Genomic DNA, 21,655 nt, shown 5'->3' with positions numbered 1-21,655 from the left:
CAGTTTTACATTGGCGATGACAGGTGGGCGCGGTCCTTGCGCGTTCAAAGGCATGTCGCAAACGCTGCCTGGCGTGTCGTATGGGGCCAACCGCGGCTCCACGAAAGTGCGCTTGGCAATAAGCTCTATTATCGAATGGTCTAGGAAAAAGCGTTCCAAAAACGACTCGATCCTTTCCTGTAACCGACGCTGTCGTTTTTTGAGGTTTATTATAACTTAATGAATTTAAAGGATAAGTTTCTATAAAGTACAAATTTATTATGTGTTTTCTATGTATACAACAAAAATACAATCTATTGACCGCCTCTAAAACCCATGCGAGTCTCGACTCATCGGTCAGCCGCGCCTGACCCCAAAACTACCTCAGGAGGTCGTTTGTGAAAAACGGCAAAACTTGTCTCTACGAAGACCTGAAACGGCAAATTCTGACAATGGAACTGGATCCCGACGAAGCGCTGGATGAAGTCATTCTCAGCGAACGTTATGGCTTGTCCCGAACGCCCGTCCGCGAAGTCTTCCGCCGCTTGGCCGGTGAAGGTTATGTCGATATTCGGGAAAACCGCGGTGCTCGGGTGATTCCAATGAATCACTCGACCCTGCGTAATTTCTTCCTGGTTGCACCGATGATGTATGCGGCCATCGGCCGCCTGGCGGTGCAAAATTTCAAGCCGCGTCAACTGATTGATCTGAAGGACACCCAGCACCGGTTCCGCCTGGCCACCACGTCAAGGGAGGCATTGGCCATGGTCGTCGAGAACAATCGTTTTCACGCGATCATGGGCGAAATGGCCGGCAACCAATATCTCCAACCCAGTTTGGAACGATTGCTCATTGATCACTCGCGAATCGGCAATACATTTTTCCGACCTCAAAACGAGGACATGGAAGAACGTCTTGAGCTGTCTGCGGGGCACCATGATTTATTTATCGAGGCCCTTGAGCGTCGTGATGAAGGCGCCGTCGTTGATCTGGTGTTTGAACATTGGGAGCTGTCCCGAGAAAACATGGAAATTTTTATCGCCCCGCAAGGCATCAAGGCGGACGCGCTCGTTGATCTTCCACGCAATTCATTTCCGGAGAAATCGTCTTGAAATTTGAAGGTATTTATACGCCAGCGATCACGCCTTACAAGCCGGATGGGGAAATAGACTGGAGTGTCTACTCGCAAGTCTTGGAGTCGCTGATCGAGGCGAAGGTCCACGGCATTATTATCGGCGGGTCGACTGGCGAATATTATGCGCAGACTTCAGAAGAGCGCACCGAGCTGGCCGCTTACGCAAAAGACCTCATCGGCACGCGGGTGCAACTGATCATTAGTACCGGGGCCATTCGCACTGAAGAGGCGGTTCAGTACGCGAAGGATGCCAAAGCCATCCAAGCAGACGCCATTCTCGTCACTTCTCCGCCGTACGCGCTGCCGACTTCTCAGGAAAACGCGATACACGCACTGACTGTCGATCGCGCCGCCGATTTGCCGATCATGCTTTACAACTACCCCGGTCGCATGTGCGTGTCGATGGACGAAGATTACCTCACCCGTGTGAGCCAATCGAAAAACGTGGTGGCGATCAAGGAAAGCTCCGGCGACATGGGCCGTGTTCATCTGCTGGCGCGCAAATTCCCGCAGATTGCCATGTCCTGTGGGTGGGACGATCAAGCACTGGAGTTTTTTGCATGGGGCGCCAGAAGCTGGGTGTGTGCCGGGTCTAACTTCCTGCCCAGGGAACATGTGGCACTTTATCAAGCCTGTGTGATCGAGAAAGACTTCGACAAAGGCCGCCAGATCATGTCGGCGATGATGCCGCTGATGAATGCATTGGATGCCGGCAAGTTCGTGCAGTCGATCAAGTATGGTTGCGAGCTTGACGGGCTGAACGTCGGTGACGTGCGTTTGCCGCTTCAGCCTCTCGATACAGAAGAAAAGCAAAAGCTTAAATCGGTCATCGCCGAGTTGAAACGCAACGTAGCAAGCATCGCTTCAGGAGCCAGCCATGGGTGATCTTCTGAGCAAGGCCGAATATGCCGCCATCGCCAAGGCTATTTCGTTCCCTGCCAACGCCTTCATCAATGGCGCGTTCAAACCTGCGATTTCTGGCAAGACGTTCGCCACGACCAATCCGGCGACCGGTGAGTGCCTGACCAATGTCGCCGCCTGCGCGTCGGCAGATGTCGATGATGCGGTGAGTAACGCCAAAGAGGCATTTGCGGACGGGCGCTGGAGATCGATTTCTCCCCGGGAGCGAAAAGCCGTTCTCCTGAAATTCGCCAATCTGCTTGAACACCATCAACACGAACTCGCCGTGCTTGAGAGCCTCGACAGTGGCAAGCCCGTCAGTGAATGTCAGTTGGTCGATGTTCCGGACACGATTCACACCCTGCGCTGGCACGCGGAGTTGATCGACAAGATTTATGACAACACCGCTCCAGTGGGCAATGACGCACTGACCCTGGTTGTTCGCGAGCCGATTGGCGTGGTCGGCTGCGTGCTGCCCTGGAACTTCCCGCTGTTGATGCTGGCCTGGAAAATCGGCCCGGCGCTGGCCGCGGGTTGCTCGGTTATCGTCAAACCCGCGGAGCAGACCACGCTGACGACATTGCGGGTCGCGCAGCTCGCTTTTGAGGCCGGTGTTCCCGCCGGTGTGCTCAACATTGTCACGGGTACCGGCAAGGATGTCGGCGAGCCCATTGGCTTGCATCACGACGTCGACATGGTCAGCTTCACTGGCTCGACCGCCACCGGTCGGCGGTTCCTGCATTACGCGGCCGATTCGAATTTGAAACGTATCGTCCTCGAGTGCGGGGGGAAAAATCCGGCCGTGGTGATGGACGATGCGCAAGACCTGGATCTGGTTGCCCAGCATGTCGTCAACGGCGCGTTCTGGAACATGGGCGAGAACTGTTCCGCGACCTCGCGTCTGCTTGTCCACGTATCGGTGAAGGATGAGCTGCTGCAGCGCATGGGGGCCTACATCCGCGAATGGAAAATGGGCGATCCCCTTGATCCGCAGAACCGTGTCGGAGCACTGGTCAGTCCCGAGCATTTCGCCAAAGTGAAGTCGTACCTCGAGCATGCCACCGCTGGAAAACTAGAGGTTGTGTACGGCGGCGGCACTGAAGAGGGTGCCTTTGTCGAGCCGACAGTGATTGACGGTGTCGATCGCCAGAGCCGCTTGTTCCAGGAAGAGATCTTTGGCCCGATTCTTTCGGTCACCACGTTCAGCACGATCGCCGAAGCGATTGCCCTGGCCAATGACACGGTCTATGGCCTGGCCGCGTCGGTTTACACCGGCAGCCTGCGACGCGCAATCAAACTGTCGCGAGAGATTCGCGCCGGAATCGTCACCGTGAACTGCTTTGGCGAGGGCGATGCGTCCACGCCTTTTGGTGGCTACAAGGCGTCGGGGTTCGGCGGTCGGGACAAATCGATTTTTGCTCACGATCAATACACCGAAATCAAAACCATCTGGATCGATGTGTCTGATCGGTCGGATGAAGAGACCGAAAAATGAGCACCCACACCATCAAGCGCCTTCCGGTCGATACCGGGGTTTCAGGGTGGGAGGCGATCTCCACACGCACTGCGCCTGTCCGCATGCTTGATGGAACCGTGACGGCGGATTGGCTGATTATTGGTGCCGGTTTTGCCGGCCTCTCCGCCGCTCGTCGACTGTCACAACTGCATCCCGGCGATAGCATCGCGGTCGTGGATGCCCATGAAGTCGCGAAGGGCCCGGCAGGCAGAAACTCGGGGTTCATGATCGATGTGCCTCACAGTCTTTCATCCGGGGAGTATTCGGTGGCGGGTGAGTCTGCCAGCGCATTGGAAATCGCCCAGAACCGCTTTGCTATCGCTTTTGCAGCTGACGCGGCACGTGAATACGGAATGTCCGCGCAGACTTTTGATCCGTCTGGAAAGATCAATGCTGCGGCCACGGAGCGGGGCGTGAAGCTCAATGATAACTATGCCCAGTCGCTTAAAAGCATTGGCGAGCAATACCAACTACTTGATGCCGAACAGATGCAGGCGATCACCGGCTCACGTTATTACCACAGTGGGCTTTACACGCCTGGCGCGGTAATGATTCAGCCCGCTCAATATATTAGGGATCTGGCCTTTGGCCTGGATAAGTACATCAGTTTTTATGAGCGTTCACCGATTATTGAGCTGTCCAGGTCGGGAAATAGTTGGCGGGCGAAATCTCACCGTGGGGTGATCAGCGCGCCCAAGGTCATTCTCGCCGTCAATGGCCATATCGAGGACTTTGGCCATTTTCAAGGTCGCCTGTTGCATGTGTTTACCTATGCATCGATGACCGCGGCTTATAGTCATGAAGAGTTTGGACGCCCCGTCAGCGGTAGGGACCAATGGGCGTTGTTGCCCGCCGACCCCATGGGCGCGACCGTTCGGAAAATAACTTCACAGGGTCTTTCACGCATTGTGATCCGGACAAAGTTCACCTATGACCCGAGCATTCAGGTGACATCCAAGCGTGTGGCGGCCGTCGCTGAAGAACAGCGGCACTCCCTGGATGCGCGGTTTCCCGAGTTGAAATCGACACCGCTGGAATTTAGTTGGGCTGGACGTCTCTGTTTGAGCCGCAATAGCGCCCCTGCCTTTGGCGAAATAGAAGAAAACCTGTATTCAGCCTGCTGCGAGAACGGCTTGGGAACGGTGAAGAGCACCCTGGCGGGTGTGCTGGCCGCCGACTTGGCCACCGGTACGAATTCCAGAATGTTAGAAAGTTTTAGTCAAGCGCCGGGGCCAAGTAGGCTGCCACCCAAGTTACTCACAAAGCTGGGTGTTAATTCAGTCATTCATTGGCAGGCGCTGAGAGCAGGGCGAGAGAGCTAAAGGGTTCCAAACAACCGGCTTTTATTTCATAAAAGCCTAATCTCTAGTTTTAACCGTAGATCGGAGTACGCCATGAAAAAGATTTGGAAGGCATTCTGCGCTGTCGCTGTGGCTGGCGTTATGTGTTTGCCCGTTCACGCCGAAGAAAAAAACATCACCATGGGGACGATGACTTGGGAGGATTTGACGCCGATTACGGGAATTACCAAGAAGGTACTGGAAGATTCTGGCTACACCGTGAAAGTTGTGGAGTTTGCCGAGTGGGGCATCGCCTACGCTGCGTTAAGTAAAGGCGATGTTCAGGTCCTGGCGTCGCAGACGGACTATGCAGCGAACGATTACTGGAACAAAAACAAGAACAAGATCGAAAAAATATCGCCCGTCTCCTTCGGTCTTTACCAAGGCCTGGCGGTACCCAGCTATGTGGACATTGATTCCATTGACCAGCTGAATGCCAATTCGGAAAAACTCGGCGGCAAGATTATCGGCATTGAGCCAGGCTCAGGGCTGATGAGCGATGCCAACAATGTGGTTAAGGCCTATGACCTCAAGCTCAAGTTGGTCGAGGGCAGTACCACCGCCATGACCGCGGCGTTGAAATCGGCCGTCGACCGTAAAGAGTGGGTGGCCGTAACGGTTTGGGATCCGTCCTGGATGACCAAGAAATTCAATCTTAAATTCCTGAAAGATCCCAAAGGCATTTTCCCGCCGTTGCAGGGCTACTACTGGATTGGCCACAAGGGCTTTGCCGAAGGCAACCCCCGTGTCCGCGAACTGATGGCCAGCGTGTATGTACCCATTGCGGATATCACCGCGATGAATGCTGAAGTCAAGGACGGCAAGACCATGGAGCAGGCGGTCAAGGATTGGACCGATAGCCACACCGAGTTGCTCAAACGTTGGGAAAACATCAAGAACTGATTGCAACCTTTGTTTTATTGCCACTGCCGCTCTTTGATTCATTAGAGAAGCCAGAAAACTGGTTCACGGGTTACGAAAATGACAACGGCCAAAATAGACACCAACGAAGTGCTGATAGATTGCCAGTCAGTCTGGAAAATCTTCGGTAAAGCCGCACCTGCCGCGATGAATGCTGTCGTTCAGCAGGGGCTCACCAAGACCCAGATCCTGCAAAACTACGGCTGCGTGGTCGGCGTCTCCGACGTCAGTCTTCAGGTTCGCCGCGGCGAAATCTTTTGCATCATGGGCTTGTCCGGCAGTGGCAAATCCACCCTGATCAGGCTACTCAACAAGCTGATCACTCCGAGCTCAGGGACGGTCCTGGTTAAAGGCAAGGATCTGTCAGCCCTTAGCGCGGCACAGCTTCGTGAGGTGAGGGCACGTCATATCGGCATGGTCTTTCAGAGCGTCGCGTTGTTGCCCAATCGAACCGTGTTGGAGAACACCGCTTTCGGCTTGGAAGTACAAGGCGTGGGCAAGGCAGAGCGTTACAAGGTGGCCGAACAGGCGTTGGCCAAGGTCGGGTTGAGCGATTGGTCCGCGCGTTATCCCAGCGAGCTGTCTGGCGGTATGCAGCAGCGTGTGGGGTTGGCACGAGCCATCACCGCCGATCCCGAAGTGATCTTGATGGATGAACCGTTCAGCGCGCTTGACCCGTTGATTCGCAGGCAGTTGCAGGATGAGTTTCGCCAACTGACCAAGGAGCTGGGCAAGTCCGCCGTGTTTATCACCCACGACCTGGACGAGGCGATCCGCATCGGTGATCGCATCGCGATCATGAAGGACGGCGTGATCATCCAGGTGGGTACTGCCGAGGAGATCGTTCTCAAACCGGCTGACGACTACGTTGCGGAGTTTGTGGCGGGCATTTCCAGGCTGCATCTGGTCAGGGCTCATTCGGTTATGACACCTGTAGAGGCGTACACGGTGGCGAACCCTGGTTGCGACATCTCCAGGCTCAGCAAAACCTCTCTCGGCGCCGATATCAACGAGCTCATCGGATTGACGATGAAGTCCGAGCGCGATGCGCTTGCGGTCGTTGATAACTGTGCAGTGGTCGGGATCATTACGCCGCGCGATCTGCTGCGTGGCGTTCAAGGCATTCCGAATGAGTTCGCGGCTTCGTCCACAGCGACTGTTCTGGAGGCATCGACATGAGCATCCCGGACTTTTCCAATCAGTTCGACGCGGTCGTCGACTCGAGTCTGGAATGGCTATCGGATCACGGCGAGTTTTTGTTCGACACCGTCAACGCACTGCTGGCGGGCATTTACAAAAGCGTGCTCTGGTGTATTGCCTATCCGCCGTATTACCTCATCGCGATTGCCATTGCGTTGATAGGCTGGCGGGTGGTCGGTGTTCGGTTCGCGCTGCTCGCGGGTTTGGCGCTGTTGTTTTGCAACGTGATCGGCTTGTGGCCGGAGACGGTCAGCACCCTCGCCCTGGTGCTGACGGCCACCGTGCTCGCGCTGTTGGTCGCGATTCCATTGGGCGTGCTGGCCGGCCTTGCACCGTCAGTGGATCGCGTTGTCGACCCGGTGCTGGATCTGATCCAGACCATGCCTCCCTACATCTATCTATTGCCGGCCATCGCCTTGCTCGGCTACGGCCCGGCCACGGCGCTGTTGGCCACCTTTATCGTGGCCGTTCCGCCGGCCATACGCCTGACCTCCCTGGGGATTCGCATGACACCACGGGAGTTTATCGAGTTGGGGGAGGCCAGTGGCGTCACCGCTTGGCAGATGTTCTTCAAGATCCGCTTGCCATTCGCCAAGCCAAGCATCATGGCCGGGGTGAATCAGAGCTTGATGATGGCATTCGGCATGGTGGTGATTGCCGGCATCGTCGGCTCCGGTGGCCTGGGTGAGTCGATTTACGCAGCGGTTCGCACCCTGGATATTGCCAAATCGATCAATGCGGCCATCGCCATTGTCATTCTGACCATGATTCTGGATCGGTTGGCGCAGCACGCTGCACGCTCGCGGATGGGAGAAAGCCAATGACTACGCCTGACATTCAATTTTCCCCGGGCGAGTTCCTGGCGCCTGCAGTTGACTGGTTGAACACCCATCTGCACGGTTTGTTCAAAGGTATAAGCCAGGTCATCGAGGCGGTGCTGGGGGCGGTAGAGGCCACGTTACTGGGTCCCCACCCGTATCTGTTCATCGGTATCGTCGTTGTCGGCGCGTTCTTTTTGGCCAGCAAACGCATCGCTGTATTCGCGGCGTTGATGTTGGCTTTTTGCTTGTTCTCCGGCCTCTGGGTCGCCTCCATGCAGACCATTGCCCTGGTCTCGGTTGCGGTTCTGATATCGGTGGCCATTGCCTTTCCACTCGGAGTGCTGGCCGCCCGGGCGAAGCGGGTGGATGAAGCGTTCCTGCCGATCCTCAACATCATGCAGACGGTACCGCCATGGGTTTACCTGATTCCCGCGGTGATGCTGTTCAGCTTGGGGCGGGTACCGGCCATTATCGCGACCATTGTTTATGGCATTCCGCCGATGCTCAGGCTGACAACCCTGGCGTTCAAGCAGTTGCCAAAAGATTTGCTTGAGTTGGGGCAGGCGTCCGGGGCTTCGCCCAGGGACATCCTGTTCAAGATTGAGCTGCCGACGGCCACGCCAACGCTGTTGGTCGGTCTCAACCAATGCATCCTCATGTCCTTGGCAATGGTGGTACTGGCAGGCCTGGTAGGGGCCGGCGGTCTCGGCGCGGAAGTGACGCGAGGTCTCTCGAGGATGGAGATGGGCCTGGGGCTGCGTGCCGGCCTGGCGATTGTCGCCGTTGCGCTGCTGCTGGATCGTCTGTCACGCGGCGCCTTGCAGCGTCACTCCCCAGGCAAGCTTCTTTGAAAGGGTTCCAGTATGAGACGCAGCTTTTTTTGCATTGACTCACATGCCTGCGGCAATCCGGTTCGAGTGGTGGCCGGCGGTGGCCCGCTGTTGCCGTTGGTCTCGATGGCCGAGCGCCGGGAGATTTTTGTTCGCGAGCATGACTGGGTGCGAACCGCGTTGATGTTTGAGCCCAGGGGGCACGACATCATGTCGGGCGTCATCATCTATCCGTCCGTGCGTGATGACTGTGACTTTGGCGCATTGTTTATCGAGGTCAGCGGCTGCCTGCCCATGTGCGGCGCGGGCACCATCGGTTTGTCTACCGTGGTGATCGAGGAAGGCCTGATCACACCGCGCGAACCTGGCAAGCTGGCCATCGAGACGCCGGCGGGGCGCGTCGATGTCGACTACAGCATGAACGGCGAATCTGTTGACTCCATTCGCTTGTTCAACGTTGCCAGTTATTTGCACAGTGCCGATGTGGTGGTGGAGGTGCTTGGGGTCGGTGAGCTCGTTGTCGACATCGCTTACGGTGGCAATTTCTATGCGGTCGTCGAGCCACAGGAAAACTGGGCCGGCTTGCGCGGATTGAGCACGGCGGAGATCGTCAACCTCAGTCAGAAACTGCGTGCGGCCCTGGCCGGCGTCAGTGCCCCGGTGCACCCTGAGAACAGCCGGATCAGTGGCGTCCATCATGTTATCTGGTGTGACGACGAGCACAGCACGGCAGCCGATGGGCGCGCTGCGGTGTTCTATGGTGACAAGGCCATTGATCGCTCACCCGGTGGCACGGGGACGTCCGCGCGGATGGCCCAGCTGTTTGGCAAAGGCCGGTTGAAAGTGGGCGATACATTCCGCAATGAAAGTTTGATCGGGACGGTCTTCGAAGGGAAGGTCGAAGCATCGGTCAAGGTCGGGACGTTCGATGGTATCCGACCGAGTATCGGTGGCTGGGCGCAGATTACCGGGCACAACACTATTTTTGTCGACGATAAAGACCCTCTACGTCATGGCTTTCAGCTTGCTTGATCGGTAAAGCGCTGGTGCCGGGAACAAGGGCTTTTTCGTGTCTGGTCGACGGTATTATTTTCTCGGCCAGGGTCAGATGGCCTGGGGTTTGAAGTCGCCGGCGGCAACCGGCATCACGCCCTTGAGCAGGGCCACGGATTTTTCCAGGCCCTCAAGGCTGTTGAGCAGCACGTCCTCGTGTTCAACCGACAGCCAGCCATCGTAGCCGGCCATTTTCAGGCGGTAGCAGAACTGCCGCCACCATTGCTCGCCGTGGCCGAAACCCAGGGTGATGTAGGACCAGCTGCGCGCCGGGATATCCATCAGCGAGCCGTTTTCCAGAAGTGAATCAACGGCCTGCAGTGGGGCGTTGAGCAAGGTGTCCTTGGCGTGCACGTGATAGATCGCCTCGCCCAGTGCCTCGGCAGCCACCAACGGGTCGGCGCCCATCCAGAACAAGTGCGAAGGGTCGAGGTTGGCGCCGATCACCGGGCCGATGGCCTCGCGCAATTTCAGCAGCGCCCGCACGTTGTACACACACTGGTTGCCATGCAACTCCAGGGCGATGCGCTCCACTCCATGTGCCTGGGCCAGGTCGGCGATTTCGCTCCAGAATGGCAGCAGCCGCTCTTCCCATTGGTAGCGCAGAATGGTCTGGGTCTCCGGCGGCCAGGACGCCACCACCCAGTTGGGCATGCGGTCGCCGGCCTGGCCTTCGGGCAAACCGGACATCGCGCAGACAGTCTTGATCCCCAGTTCACCTGCCACGCGAATGGTGTCCTTCAGGCACTGGCCCTGTTCCGGTTGGGTGGGATGCAGTGGGTTGCCGTTGGCGTTGAGGGAAATGATTTCCAGGTTGTGTTCTTCAAAAGCGCGCTTGAATTCGCGCCGATTCGCGGCACTGTCGAGCATCTGCGCCAGGTTGAAATGTGGTGCGGTGGACCAGCCGCCGGTGTTCACTTCAAGGCCAGAGACCCCCAGTCGTTCTGCGTGCCTGAGCACGTCCCGAAAGGGCAGCGCGCCCAGGCTGTCGGTGACAAATCCCAGTTTCATGACAAGGCTCCTTCGCGTGACAAGTACAGGGCGGGGGTGTCTAGGGCGCGCAAGCTGACGCGGCGGCCTTCACTCAAGGCCTGAATCCCTGCCTGGGCGACCAGGGCGGCGCAGTAGCCATCCCAGGTATTGGCGGCGTGGGCCGGGAACACACCGGTATTGACGAACGCCAGGAACGCCTTGTCTTGCAGGCGGTAGGCCTCGGCGAAGCGCGGGCGCCAGTCAGCGGCATAGCGCTCTGCGGCCTGCCTCTGGGTGTTGACCCGGGTGTGAACGGGGCCGGCCAGTTGCACCGAACCTTGCTCGCCCACCAACTCGCCGCGTACGTCGTAGCCGTAATGGGCGTTGTTGTTGATTTCGATGTTCACCAAGTGGCCGTCGCGAGTTTCCAGCACCATGAACACCGGGGCGCCCACGCCGAGAGTCGACCGCCGCGCGGGTTGGAACACCGAAATGGCGCTGTACTCGGTGTCGAGCACATGGCGCACCACGTCGAATTCATGGGGTGCGGAATTGCTGATTGCCATCTGCCCGCTGAAGTTGGCTGGCGCTTCGACGTTGCGATGGAAGTTGTGCATCATCACCGCGCGGCCGATAACACCGTCCTGCAAGGCGCTTTTCATTTCCCGGTAAGCCGGGTCAAAGCGGCGCATAAAGCCCAGTTGCACGAACTGGCGGCCCAGGGATGTCTCCTTGTCGATCACGGCCAGGCATTCTTCCGGACTTTGCGACAGTGGCTTTTCACACAGGGCGGGCTTGCCGGCATTGATCGCGGCCATCGACAGTACGGCATGGGTCTCGTCGGGGCTGGCAATGATGATCGCATCCACATCGGCCCGCGCCAGGGTCTGCATCGGGTCGCTGGAAACGTCTGCGGCGCCGTAACGCTCGGCGATTTCCCGGGCGCGTTCCGGGGACGCGTCACAGATCACCTGCAAGGTGGCGCCCGGCAGGTCCTGGGCGATGATACGGGCGTGATCCGCCCCCATGATGCCGGCGCCGATGACGGCAATTCGTATGCTCATGATGTGGGGCGATCCTTGCAAAGTTTGTTTTGGTTGTTGTGGGGCGATTATCTGCAGCGCGAAATCATCCTTCAACGACTACCATCGCCTGTTTCTGATGTGATTCCAATCAAATGAGCCTGATGCTGGATCTGGATATAAACGGCGTATCTTGGTTATCTTTGATTGGAATTCCATCATTGTCAGGAGTGACTGGTATGGCTCGTGAAGCACTGGGACATGTATGGAAGGGGCCTACCGTCAACGAGATAGCCAGGATCGCAAGGGTGGGGCCAGCCACGGTCGACCGGGTGCTGAACAACCGTCCCGGGGTGCGCGACGGCACCCGCCTGAAAGTGCTGGCGGCGCTGGACAAGCTCAAGCGGGACCTGGCCGATGGCAAGGGGACGTTGCACATCAGCCTGTTCTGCGACTCGGGGGAAACCTTCAATGCCACCCTGGCCAGCGCCGAGGCGCAGGTGAACAGCTCTACGCCAGGGGTCGTGGTGCACGGTCATTATGTGCCGACCAATCAGGTCGACCCCGGCGCGTTTGCCGATCAGGTCCAGGCGCAGGGCGCGTCGGCCGATGGCGTGATTGTGGTGTCACGCGAACACCCGGCGATCAATCGGGCCATTCGCAAGCTTTGCAGTCTGGGCATTCCGGTGGTCTGCCTGACTACCGACCTTCCCAATTCGGGGCGCAGCGCCTATGTGGGAAACGACCAATACGCGGCAGGCAGTGTCGCCGGCCTGTTGATCGGCAATGCCCTGCCCAAGGAACCTGCCAAGATACTGCTGGTGACCAGTGTGCCGTTTCGCTGCCAGCAAGAGCGGGAGATGGGCTTCAGGCGGGTGCTTCGCGGCGAGTTTGCCTACCTCAAGATCGATGAGCGGGTGATGTCTGATGATCGCCCGCAAACCACCCGCGATCAGCTCACGCGCTATTTCAACAAGCATGGTTATCCGGCGGCCATCTACAACGTTGCGGGCGCCAACCGAGGGGTTGCCCAGGCCATCGATAGTCTTGCGGCGGAACAGCGGCCCATGTTCGTCGGCCACGAACTAACCGTTCACACGCGTGCGATGCTGGAGGCAGGTGTCATGAATTACGTGATTTCCCACGATTTCGTGGGCGAGACCGCAGCGGCGGTGCGCTGGATAAAAGGGTCGACCGAAGGCGTGGCGGCAGTGCCGGCCCCGACACCCATTCTGGTCCACACCAAGTTCAATTGCGCTGGTTGAGGCTACCCGTCACGGCGGCGGAACGATATGGGGTCGGCTTGGCCGGAACGGGTATTGACTCATCGCGCGTCGCTTAGAGAGCCAGCTTCGCTTCGGGCGTGGGCGGCCCGTACTGGTAAGCGCCCCACACCGACTGGTCGAAGTTGACCACCGATCCGGTCATCATCCCCGACTCTTCGCAGCCCAGGAACGCCACTGCTTTGGCCACTTCCTCAGGGGCGAGCAGACGTCCGAACGGTTGTTGCGCCGCGACTTCGGCCAGCCAATTATCTTCGGCACCGTGGAATTCACGCTGGATACGATCTTCGCCATCGGACGCCATCCAGCCGATGTTCAGCTGGTTCACGCGAATCCGGTTGCGCATGGCGGCGAACGCCGTATTGCGGGTCAGGGTGGCTAGCGCCGCCTTGGAACCGCAGTACGAGGCATTGAAGGGTTGGCCCGCGTGGGCAACGATCGAACCGATGTTAATGATTGAGCCTTCGATGTCGTCGCGGATCATGCGCTTGATCACTTCCTGCATCAGGAAGAACGGTGCTCGGGTGTTCACCGCGAACATGCGGTCGAACAAGTCTTCATCGGTGCTCAGGATGTCCCCGCGCTCGGTCAGGCCTGCTGCGTTGACCAGCACATCGATGCGCTGAAAGATCTCGTCTGCGGTTTTGATGACGTTGCGGCAATCGGCCACCTTTGCGAGGTCGGCCTGGACGAAATGCACCGCGCAACCTGTTTGCTCGCGAATGCTGCGGGCGACGGCCTCACCTTTAGTGGTGCTACGGCCGCAGGTCACGATACCGGCAGCGCCTTCGTTAGCCAGATGCTTGGCGACGGCAGCCCCCAGCCCCTGAGTCCCGCCGGTCACGACAACGATCTTGCCTTCAAATCGTTTCATCTGAAATTCTCCTCTGCAATGAAAATTGCGTTTTTTGTTGGTATGGAATTTATATTGACATCGATGTGAGGATGCAAGATATTTCGCTTCACTCAAGAACAAAAAACAGATGCAGAGATGCATCACGTCAGGAGAAACCTATGCTACGCATTGCCGTTTTGGGTTGTGGTCGTATCGGCCAGATGCACGCTGATAACGTTGCCAAACACCCCCGAGCTCAATTGGTCGCTGTCTATGACGTTCATCGCCCTTCGGCCGAAAAGGTCGCGCTGGCGCTTGGCGTTCCTGCTGCACAAACGGCCGAGGAAATCTTCTCCTCCTCGGAAGTGGACGCGGTACTGATTGCCACCGCCACCCCTACCCACGCGGATTACATCGAGAAAGCCATCGCCGCGGGCAAGGCTGTGCTGTGCGAAAAACCTATCGATTTGAGCCTTGAGCGGGTAAATGCCTGTGCCGCGAAAATCGGTAACACCCGGCTGCCGATCCAGATCGGTTTCAACCGCCGTTACGACCCAGGTCACAGTGCCGCTCGTACTGCCTTGCTCAACGGCGAAATCGGCGACCTGCACCAGGTCATCATTACCTCCCGTGACCCAGGCCTGCCACCGCGTGCCTATCTGGAAGCGGCGGGTGGCCTGTTCCGCGACATGACCATCCATGACTTCGACCTTGCCCGCTTCATGCTCGGCGAAGAGCCGACCGAAGTCTTTGCGCTGGCCAATGCGCTGGTCGATCCGGCGTTGGGTGCAGAGCTCAATGAAGTGGACAGCGCGATGTTCATCCTGCGCACCGACTCGGGCAAGCAATGCATCATCAACAATTCGCGCGCCGCGGTGTATGGCTACGACCAGCGCGTAGAGCTGTTGGGCAACAAGGGCATGCTGATTTCCGATAACCGCAAGCCCCATGAACTGCGCCGCTTCACCAGCACCACGGTGGAAACCAGCGAGCCTTACCAGTTCTTCTTCCTGGAGCGCTACCACGAGGCGTTCATGGCTGAGATCGACGGCTTTGTCGACTGCGTGGAGAAAGGCGCTGCACCGCTGGCCAGCTTCGAGGACGGTCGCAAGGCGTTGATCCTTGCTGAAGCGGCGTATCTCTCGTTGCACGAGCGTCGCTTGGTGCGAGTGGCCGAAATATCGGATTGATCAGGACGTCAGTCTGCGTTCACTTTCACGATAAAACGCTGGCGATGCCAACCGGGAAAACCGGGTGCGCGTCGCGGCGGCTTCCAATAACAATAAAGAGTAGGAAGAATATGAAATTGTCCACGAAGCATAAGCACGCGGTATCTACACTGGTCGCCAGTGCATTGGTACTGGCCATGGGGGTAGGCACGAGCCAAGCCCAAAGCAATCCTGAAGTCAGGGTAGGTTTTACCCCGAAATTCCTCAAAGACGACTTCCAGACGCTGATGCTGGACCTTTCCAAGAAGGCGTTCCAGGCCAAAGGGTTCACGCTGTTGGGCGCCCCTGATCCGAACGGCGATGTGACCGCCCAGGTGGATGCCTTGCAAAACCTGATTGCCAACGGCGCCAACGCCATTGTCTTTGCCCCGATCGACGCCGCTGGCATTGTGCCGGTGATCAAGCAGGCCAATGCCGCGAATGTGCTGGTGTTCTCCATCGACGATGTGCCATCGGGGGGCAAAGTCACCGCTTCGATCCGTGCCGATAACGTCGATGCCGGTGCCCAGGCGGCCAAGGAAATGGTCAACCGCCTGAGCAGCAAAAAGTGCTGGGCGGCCCACACCTGCACGGTTCTTGAGTTGCAAGGCGGGTTGACCACGCCCAATGGCCTGGATCGCTCCAAAGGCTTCGCGCAGACAATGCAAGGGCTGGCGCCCGCGGTGAAACTGATCCAGCGGCCCACCGACTGGACGGCCGACATGGCTGCCGATGCCACCCAGAACGTCTTGACCCAGGTTCCTTCCCTGAGCGGCATTTTCATGGCTTCCGAGTTGATGGCCACGGCGGTCAACGCGCAGGTCAATGCCGCCGGCAAAGGCGCGTCGGTGGGTAGCCCTGATTCGATTATTCGCATCGCCGTGGATGGCACCCCTCAGGGCCTGCAGTTGATCCGCGGCAAGGCACTGGATGCGACGATCTCGCAGCCGCTCAATGCCTATGCGACGAAAACCGCCGAGTTGATCGACCTGGTCTCCAAGGGTGGCAAGATCGAAATCGGGCCGCGTGACGATGGCCAAATCGTTGATACCCCCGTAGGGCCTCAGTATCAGCTCAAGGCCACGTTGGTGACGTTGGCCAACGTGGAGTCGCCCCAGTTGTGGGCCAACATGGTCAACAAGTAAGCCGCACACAGGGTTGAAACCATGAATCTGAATAGCAACGACGCCCCGCGCGCCATCGTCGAAATGCGCAATATCGCCAAGACCTTTGGCTCTACCCGCGCTTTGCGCGGGGTGGACTTCACTCTCATGCGCGGAGAAGTCCATGCGCTGCTGGGGCGTAATGGCGCAGGAAAAAGCACGCTGGTTTCCACGATGAGCGGGTTCACGCCCGCGGACTCGGGCACGATCAGAATCGCCGGTACCCAGGTCACGGCCAACGCCCAGAATTACGCGGCAAAAATCCGCGAGGGCATCGCCCATGTGCAGCAGACGCCGCAGCTGTTCAACCTGCTGACGGTGGCCGAAAACCTGTTTCTGGAAAACCCCAGGGTCCGCGGCAAGTTCGGCACGGTCAGCCGTGCCCGCACGCTGGCATTGGCCGAGGAACTGCTGAATAACTGGGCCATCGACATTCGTGCCGATGCGCTTGTAGGCGAGTTGGACGCAGGCACCCGGCAATTGCTGGAAATCATCAAGGCGCTCAGCCGTGGTGTGCCGGTGATGATTCTCGACGAGCCAACCGCGGCACTGAGCAACGCCGAGAAAAAGATCCTCTTCGAACAGGTGCGGGCACTCAAGGCCCAAGGGGTGTCGTTCATCTATATTTCCCATCACCTGGATGAGATTTTCGAGATCGCCGACGTCGTTACCATTCTTCGTGACGGCCAGGTCGTGCGCGAGCGTGAGCCTGTGGGCGGCCTCGATGTGGACACCATCGCTGATTTGATGATGGGCAAGAAGACGCTACGCAGCATTCGCGAAGACTACACCCGCGAGCGGCAGCCGAGCCTGATCCAGGCCAAGGGCATTCGTATCGGTCCTCGCTCGGAAAATGTCATCGATTTTGAAGTGCGCGCCGGTGAGATTGTCGCCCTGGCCGGGCCGGTTGGTGGCGGCAAGGAGGCGTTGGCGATGATTCTGGCAGGCCAGCGCAAACCCGAGCAGGGACACATCAGTAATCCACGCGGTCCATTGCCCAAGATCGGGCTGGTGCCCACCGACCGGCATGTGAGCGGGTACGTGGGGCTGCTGGGGGTGCGCGAAAACGTGGTGATCGGTGGGCTGGACATCTTGTCCAACCGCTTCGGCTTTATCAGCAAGCAGGGCGAAACCGAACACGTCGAGCGGTTGGCGCAACAGACCCACGTAGTTGCCTCGACCCTCGAGCAGCCTGTCAGCCAACTGAGCGGCGGCAACCAGCAGAAGGTCGTCTTTGCCCGAGCGCTGTGCCGCAGCCCTGACATCGTCGTGGCGCTGAGCCCCACGCGCGGTGTTGACGTCGGTGCCAAGGAGCAACTCTATGCGCTGCTCCGGAACCTGGCTCGCGAGGGGCTGGGTGTCGTGGTGGTGTCGGACGAAGAAGATGAAATCGCCCAGTTGGCGAATCGAGTCGTCATCGTCTTTGACGACGAGGTCAAAGACCAGCTCGTGGGCGACTACACAATAAAAGATCTGGTATTACGGATGGAAGGTGTCCTATGAGCACAGATATGGTTAGCAACTCCAAACTCACAAAGCCGGCCGAAGGCCGTTCCAGGTTGGCGGCATTCGGCACGTCTTTTGTTGCCGACGGTTATACGATGTACCCCGTCATCCTGCTGTTGGTGATCATCGGTGCGATCGTCGCGCCGCGCTTCGCGACCGCCACCAACCTGGTGAACATTCTCGAGCAGATCAGTGTGCTGGGGCTGACCACCATTGGCCTGACATTCGTGGTCCTCATCGGTCGTCTGGATCTGTCGCTGGAAGGCGTGGTCGGTTTCGCCCCGATGTTTGCCGCCGTGACGCTGGTGCCTGCCGCGGTCGGCGGATTGGGCCTGGAACTGCCGGCGTGGATGGGCCTGGTGGTGGCGCTCGGGGTCGCCGGTGCGATCGGCTGGTTCAACGGTTTCATGGTGGTCAAGGTCGGACTGAACCCGTTCATTTCGACTTTGGGTCTGCTGGTACTGCTGCGCGGCGGCGTATTGATCATCTCCAATGGTCGCTCGATCTATTCTCCAGGCAAGGCACTGACGTTCCTGGGCTCGGAAAAAGTCCTTGGCGTTCCGTTGTCGGTGCTGGTGTTTATTGCCATCGCGGCGGTGGTTGGGGTGATCTTCAAATACCATCGCTACGGCCGGGCGCTGTACGCCATTGGCGGTAATGAAGAAGCGGCCAGGGCAGCGGGTATCAATGTCGATAAAGTCATCTGGTCGGCGTTTATCTTTGCCGCACTGCTGGCCGGGCTGGCCGGGGTGATGATGACCGGACGCCTGGATTCGGCGGTCACCACCCAGGGGCAGGGCATCATCTTCTCGGCGTTCGCGGCGGCGGTGATCGGTGGGGTGAGCCTTGGGGGAGGGCGGGGGACCATCGTCGGTGTGGTTAGCGGCGTGTTGCTGATTGGCGTCATCAATAACTTGCTGACCCTGGCCCAGGTGCCTTCGTTTTATGTACAGGCTTCCACGGGGGCGGTGATCATCATTGCCGCCGTACTGACCACCATCGCCAGCCGGCGCTCCAACGGAGTCAAGACAAGGACTTGATGGTTTAACCTACGCAAAAGCCCCTGCCATGCAGCCTGCTTCATTCAGGTTTCAGGGCAGGGGCTCTCTTGCTAACGGCGAGACCAAACCGATGGCTGGTCACGCCTCTGTGACGGTGGGAATGCGCGGTGGGACGGATTTTTTCAGGCGTGATGCGACCGCCACGGTCAGCGCCTGGACCAGGCACATGGGCGCCGCCAGCGAGCGGGAGAAGGTGTAGTCCGGCTCGGGCACGGCGAACAGCACCGAGGCGCTCTTGGCGATGGGCGACAAGGTGCTGTCGGAGATGGCCACGATCGGCACACCCGCCGCTTTGGCTTCCTCGGCGACGTTGACCACCTCCGTCGCGTAGAAGCGGAAAGACACGGCAATCAGCAGATCCTGCGGGCGCATCGTGCGGGCAATGTGCGTGGCCAGCCCACCGCCAGCGTCCAGCAGCAGGCAGCGCTTGCCCAGCATGGTGAGGCCATAGCGCAATAGCTCAACCACCGGCGAGGAGCGCAGTTGGCCGATAAGATAGACGGTGTCGGCTTTTTCGATCAGGTCTACTGCGTCGGACAGATCCGCAGTGGGGGTGCGTTCCAGCATGTCCTGCAGTGAAGCGATATCGCGCAGCACCAGCTCGTGCAGGAAACCATATTCAGAGGTGTCCTGGCGGTTCTGCAATTCGCTGCTCAGCGCCCGCAGGCGTGCTTCGAACCCTGGGGCGGCCGTTTCCAGGCGGCGCTGAAACAGCACCTGGAGATCTTTGAAACCCGTGTAACCCAATGCCTGCGCGAAGCGTACGAAGCTGGATGCGTGAATATTGCAGCGCTCGGCAATGTTGTTGACCGAATGCACGGCCACTTCATTTGGATTCTGCGTCAGGTATACGGAAATGCGCTGATAGGTCTTGCTCATCTGATCATGACGTTCATGGATCAGGCGAATCAGATCTTCATAATCCCTGGGTGGATCGATGGGGTGCATGTGTTGCCTCATTCCTGGTTCGTACACGGCGCTCACATTATAGCGTGCGCCCTGAAATTCAAGTGCGGCAACCTGTTTGCCCACAACGACGAACGCCCGGCAGCAGCACCGGGCGAGTCGCAAGCAGGTCTCGTCGAGGAAGCCGGATTTCCCGTTGCGTCAGGCCGACGAGGGCGGCTGGAGCGGGTCGAGGTGAGCACTATTGATGACCAGTGTCGGGTCCACCGTGCCGGCGAGGAAGTTCATCGCGTTCTCGATGGACGAGATTGCCATGCGTTCGCTGCACTCAGCGGTCAGGCCGGCGATGTGAGGGGACAGGATCGCGGTATCTTGAGTGAGCAGGACCGATTGCCGTGTCGGTGGCTCATCGTCGAATACGTCCACGCCCGCGGCCCCCACGTGGCCGCTGGCCAGTCCCTCGGCCAGGGCCTGTTCACAGACCACCCCACCACGCGCGGTGTTGGCGATGATGACCCCTGGTTTCATGAGCGCAAACTCTTGTGGGCCAAGTGTCGGCCGCTCGCCCCGTGGCGTATGGACCGAGATGAAGTCAGCCCATGCCAAGCCTTCTTCCAGCGATATCGGGCGCACGGGCCCCTCAGGCCAGCCGGCGCGCTCCAGGAACGGATCGAAGGCACGTACTTGCATGTTGAATCCGCTGGACATGTTTGCCAGGTGACGGCCGATGCGCCCGTAACCGATGATCAACAGGTTCTTGCCGGAAATCTCCTGCTGTTCCAGGCCATTGCGCCACCCCCAATCGCCGATCTTGCGCACCGAGCGATCGGCTCGGACGGCGCGTTTGGCGCCCGCCAGCAATTGCATCATGGCGTGCTCGGCCACGGAGATGGAGTTCACGTCACCGACCACGGTCAGACCGATCCCCCGGGCGTTCAACGCCTGCAGGTCGACCGAGTCGTAGCCAACCCCGTGCCGTGACACCACCTTGAGCTTTTTGGCTTTGGCGATGGTAGCCGCCGACAACGGTTGAGTGCGGATCACCAGGGCGTCGGCCTCGCCAATCAGTTGCGCGCAGGATGCTTCGGAAACTTCCTCGACATAATCTACGATCACCCCGCGCCGCTCGTACTCTTTGAGTAATGCCACGCCGGTAGGATGGAGTTTTCCAGCGACCAGAAGACGAGCCATCAGTAGCCCTCCTTTTTAACGTTCTGTTCGGTTTGCCCGGCTGTCAGCTTGCGCCAGGAGGCCACGGATTGCGCACTGGCCGCGGCCAGCAACCGGGTGTCGCCCGAAACGGTGGTCATGTCAAAGCCCCATTCAACGGCCCGCGCGGCATATTCAGCCGTGCCGCAGTGCAACGCGGCTTTCTTGCCGTGACGCTTGCAGGTGGCGAGGATGGTTTTGATGGCCTCGATGACCTCGGGTTCTTCGCGATCAAACGCAGGTGTCAACTCGCCCCGCGAGAGCGAAAAGGCCAGGTCGGCCGGCCCCACGTAGATACCGTCGAGCCCTGGAGTGGAGACGATTTCCTCAAGGTTGCCCATGGCCTCGGCGGTCTCGATCATGGCGAAGGCGAGGATTTCGCCGTTGGCCTCGGCGGCGTAGTTCGCACCGGCGGGGTAGGCGGCACGGGTAGGGCCGAAGCTGCGCTCGCCCAGCGGCGGATAACGCATGTAGCGTACGAACTGTTCGGCCTGGGCGCGGCTGTTGATCATCGGGCAGATGATGCCGTAGGCCCCGGCATCCAGGATTTTCATGATCCAGCTGGGATCCAGCCATGGCACTCGGGCCATGATCACTGCGTCGGAGGCGCGCATCGCCTGGAACATACCGAGCACGTCCTTGTAGTCCACCGCTCCGTGCTGGATGTCGATGGAGATGGCATCGTAATCCTGGGCCGCCATGATCTCGGCGCTGAAACTGCAAGGAAGCGACAACCAGCCATGCAGCACAGGTTTTCCTTGAGCCCAGATCTGGTGCAATTTATTTTTTTTCATT

The 21,655-nt window shown here is 58.8% G+C and carries 20 protein-coding genes; 14 read left to right on the top strand and 6 right to left on the bottom strand.

The features are described 5' to 3' along the window. Positions 1-377 precede the first annotated feature (377 nt). The 9 genes from HX830_RS27040 (at position 378) to HX830_RS27000 (ending at position 9,674) form a co-directional block, all read left to right on the top strand. The gene (locus HX830_RS27040; protein WP_177103715.1) at positions 378-1,091 is read left to right on the top strand and encodes an FCD domain-containing protein; all 714 of its coding nucleotides are present in this window, start codon (positions 378-380) and stop codon (positions 1,089-1,091) included. Next, entirely contained in the window at positions 1,088-1,999 is a 912-nt protein-coding gene (locus HX830_RS27035) for a dihydrodipicolinate synthase family protein (protein ID WP_152739837.1), read from the top strand. Before HX830_RS27040 ends, HX830_RS27035 begins: the two co-directional genes overlap by 4 nt. Next, complete coding sequence (locus tag HX830_RS27030) at positions 1,992-3,509, top strand: aldehyde dehydrogenase (protein WP_177103713.1); 1,518 nt, start codon at positions 1,992-1,994, stop codon at positions 3,507-3,509. Before HX830_RS27035 ends, HX830_RS27030 begins: the two co-directional genes overlap by 8 nt. After that, entirely contained in the window at positions 3,506-4,852 is a 1,347-nt protein-coding gene (locus HX830_RS27025) for an NAD(P)/FAD-dependent oxidoreductase (protein ID WP_177103710.1), read from the top strand. Before HX830_RS27030 ends, HX830_RS27025 begins: the two co-directional genes overlap by 4 nt. A 72-nt stretch (positions 4,853-4,924) precedes the next feature. Next, on the top strand, positions 4,925-5,773 hold the full coding sequence (locus HX830_RS27020; RefSeq protein WP_152739840.1) for a glycine betaine ABC transporter substrate-binding protein: 849 nt from the start codon (positions 4,925-4,927) through the stop codon (positions 5,771-5,773). A gap of 78 nt (positions 5,774-5,851) precedes the next feature. Next, a complete protein-coding gene (locus HX830_RS27015; protein ID WP_152739841.1) occupies positions 5,852-6,970 on the top strand; it encodes a quaternary amine ABC transporter ATP-binding protein in 1,119 nt (372 codons plus the stop codon). Then, the gene (locus HX830_RS27010; RefSeq protein ID WP_152739842.1) at positions 6,967-7,815 is read left to right on the top strand and encodes an ABC transporter permease; all 849 of its coding nucleotides are present in this window, start codon (positions 6,967-6,969) and stop codon (positions 7,813-7,815) included. The genes HX830_RS27015 and HX830_RS27010 overlap by 4 nt, the downstream gene beginning before the upstream one ends. Next, entirely contained in the window at positions 7,812-8,663 is an 852-nt protein-coding gene (locus HX830_RS27005; protein WP_152739843.1) for an ABC transporter permease, read from the top strand. The genes HX830_RS27010 and HX830_RS27005 overlap by 4 nt, the downstream gene beginning before the upstream one ends. A gap of 12 nt (positions 8,664-8,675) precedes the next feature. Then, on the top strand, positions 8,676-9,674 hold the full coding sequence (locus HX830_RS27000; protein ID WP_152739844.1) for a 4-hydroxyproline epimerase: 999 nt from the start codon (positions 8,676-8,678) through the stop codon (positions 9,672-9,674). Between the two features lie 72 nt (positions 9,675-9,746). Here HX830_RS27000 and HX830_RS26995 read toward each other — a convergent pair whose 3' ends face one another. Together HX830_RS26995 and HX830_RS26990 are read right to left on the bottom strand one after the other, a co-directional pair. Then, positions 9,747-10,706: a sugar phosphate isomerase/epimerase family protein gene (locus tag HX830_RS26995; protein ID WP_152739845.1), complete on the bottom strand. Its 960-nt coding sequence runs from the start codon at positions 10,704-10,706 to the stop codon at positions 9,747-9,749. Beyond that, complete coding sequence (locus HX830_RS26990) at positions 10,703-11,731, bottom strand: Gfo/Idh/MocA family oxidoreductase (protein ID WP_152739846.1); 1,029 nt, start codon at positions 11,729-11,731, stop codon at positions 10,703-10,705. Before HX830_RS26990 ends, HX830_RS26995 begins: the two co-directional genes overlap by 4 nt. A 197-nt stretch (positions 11,732-11,928) precedes the next feature. Between HX830_RS26990 and HX830_RS26985 the strand changes: the two genes are divergently transcribed. After that, a complete protein-coding gene (locus HX830_RS26985; protein ID WP_152739847.1) occupies positions 11,929-12,954 on the top strand; it encodes a LacI family DNA-binding transcriptional regulator in 1,026 nt (341 codons plus the stop codon). A gap of 73 nt (positions 12,955-13,027) precedes the next feature. Here HX830_RS26985 and HX830_RS26980 read toward each other — a convergent pair whose 3' ends face one another. Then, positions 13,028-13,846 carry an SDR family oxidoreductase gene (locus HX830_RS26980; RefSeq protein ID WP_152739848.1) on the bottom strand — a complete coding sequence of 273 codons (819 nt, stop codon included), beginning with the start codon at positions 13,844-13,846 and terminating at the stop codon, positions 13,028-13,030. Between the two features lie 140 nt (positions 13,847-13,986). Between HX830_RS26980 and iolG the strand changes: the two genes are divergently transcribed. The 4 genes from iolG (at position 13,987) to HX830_RS26960 (ending at position 18,724) form a co-directional block, all read left to right on the top strand. After that, positions 13,987-14,997 (top strand): inositol 2-dehydrogenase, encoded by a 1,011-nt coding sequence (gene iolG, locus HX830_RS26975; protein ID WP_152739849.1) that lies wholly within the window; start codon positions 13,987-13,989, stop codon positions 14,995-14,997. Positions 14,998-15,107: 110 nt separating this feature from the next. Continuing rightward, on the top strand, positions 15,108-16,160 hold the full coding sequence (locus tag HX830_RS26970) for a sugar ABC transporter substrate-binding protein (RefSeq protein ID WP_177103708.1): 1,053 nt from the start codon (positions 15,108-15,110) through the stop codon (positions 16,158-16,160). 21 nt (positions 16,161-16,181) lie between these two features. Continuing rightward, positions 16,182-17,681: a sugar ABC transporter ATP-binding protein gene (locus tag HX830_RS26965; protein ID WP_152739851.1), complete on the top strand. Its 1,500-nt coding sequence runs from the start codon at positions 16,182-16,184 to the stop codon at positions 17,679-17,681. Next, a complete protein-coding gene (locus HX830_RS26960) occupies positions 17,678-18,724 on the top strand; it encodes an ABC transporter permease (RefSeq protein WP_152739852.1) in 1,047 nt (348 codons plus the stop codon). Before HX830_RS26965 ends, HX830_RS26960 begins: the two co-directional genes overlap by 4 nt. Before the next feature lie 99 nt (positions 18,725-18,823). Here HX830_RS26960 and HX830_RS26955 read toward each other — a convergent pair whose 3' ends face one another. From HX830_RS26955 to HX830_RS26945, 3 genes are all read right to left on the bottom strand, one after another. Beyond that, a complete protein-coding gene (locus tag HX830_RS26955; protein WP_177103706.1) occupies positions 18,824-19,693 on the bottom strand; it encodes a MurR/RpiR family transcriptional regulator in 870 nt (289 codons plus the stop codon). 159 nt (positions 19,694-19,852) lie between these two features. Then, a complete protein-coding gene (locus HX830_RS26950) occupies positions 19,853-20,842 on the bottom strand; it encodes a hydroxyacid dehydrogenase (RefSeq protein WP_152739853.1) in 990 nt (329 codons plus the stop codon). Next, entirely contained in the window at positions 20,842-21,654 is an 813-nt protein-coding gene (locus HX830_RS26945) for an HpcH/HpaI aldolase family protein (RefSeq protein ID WP_152739854.1), read from the bottom strand. Before HX830_RS26945 ends, HX830_RS26950 begins: the two co-directional genes overlap by 1 nt. Position 21,655: the final 1 nt, after the last annotated feature.

Source organism: Pseudomonas gingeri, from assembly GCF_013385425.1.
GTDB classification, from domain to species: domain Bacteria; phylum Pseudomonadota; class Gammaproteobacteria; order Pseudomonadales; family Pseudomonadaceae; genus Aquipseudomonas; species Aquipseudomonas gingeri_D.
The sequence above is the reverse complement of the archived record's forward strand: the minus strand, read 5'-3'. Positions and strand labels throughout refer to the sequence as shown.

Bases quoted from the DNA above. Each gene is read 5' to 3' on its own strand.
- HX830_RS27030 (WP_177103713.1), top strand. From the start codon at position 1,992: ATGGGTGATCTTCTGAGCAAGGCCGAATATGCCGCCATCGCCAAGGCT.
- HX830_RS27025 (WP_177103710.1), top strand. From the start codon at position 3,506: ATGAGCACCCACACCATCAAGCGCCTTCCGGTCGATACCGGGGTTTCA.
- HX830_RS27020 (WP_152739840.1), top strand. From the start codon at position 4,925: ATGAAAAAGATTTGGAAGGCATTCTGCGCTGTCGCTGTGGCTGGCGTT.
- HX830_RS27015 (WP_152739841.1), top strand. From the start codon at position 5,852: ATGACAACGGCCAAAATAGACACCAACGAAGTGCTGATAGATTGCCAG.
- HX830_RS27010 (WP_152739842.1), top strand. From the start codon at position 6,967: ATGAGCATCCCGGACTTTTCCAATCAGTTCGACGCGGTCGTCGACTCG.
- HX830_RS27005 (WP_152739843.1), top strand. From the start codon at position 7,812: ATGACTACGCCTGACATTCAATTTTCCCCGGGCGAGTTCCTGGCGCCT.
- HX830_RS27000 (WP_152739844.1), top strand. From the start codon at position 8,676: ATGAGACGCAGCTTTTTTTGCATTGACTCACATGCCTGCGGCAATCCG.
- HX830_RS26995 (WP_152739845.1), bottom strand. From the start codon at position 10,706: ATGAAACTGGGATTTGTCACCGACAGCCTGGGCGCGCTGCCCTTTCGG.
- HX830_RS26990 (WP_152739846.1), bottom strand. From the start codon at position 11,731: ATGAGCATACGAATTGCCGTCATCGGCGCCGGCATCATGGGGGCGGAT.
- HX830_RS26985 (WP_152739847.1), top strand. From the start codon at position 11,929: ATGGCTCGTGAAGCACTGGGACATGTATGGAAGGGGCCTACCGTCAAC.
- HX830_RS26980 (WP_152739848.1), bottom strand. From the start codon at position 13,846: ATGAAACGATTTGAAGGCAAGATCGTTGTCGTGACCGGCGGGACTCAG.
- iolG (WP_152739849.1), top strand. From the start codon at position 13,987: ATGCTACGCATTGCCGTTTTGGGTTGTGGTCGTATCGGCCAGATGCAC.
- HX830_RS26970 (WP_177103708.1), top strand. From the start codon at position 15,108: ATGAAATTGTCCACGAAGCATAAGCACGCGGTATCTACACTGGTCGCC.
- HX830_RS26965 (WP_152739851.1), top strand. From the start codon at position 16,182: ATGAATCTGAATAGCAACGACGCCCCGCGCGCCATCGTCGAAATGCGC.
- HX830_RS26960 (WP_152739852.1), top strand. From the start codon at position 17,678: ATGAGCACAGATATGGTTAGCAACTCCAAACTCACAAAGCCGGCCGAA.
- HX830_RS26955 (WP_177103706.1), bottom strand. From the start codon at position 19,693: ATGCACCCCATCGATCCACCCAGGGATTATGAAGATCTGATTCGCCTG.
- HX830_RS26950 (WP_152739853.1), bottom strand. From the start codon at position 20,842: ATGGCTCGTCTTCTGGTCGCTGGAAAACTCCATCCTACCGGCGTGGCA.
- HX830_RS26945 (WP_152739854.1), bottom strand. From the start codon at position 21,654: ATGAAAAAAAATAAATTGCACCAGATCTGGGCTCAAGGAAAACCTGTG.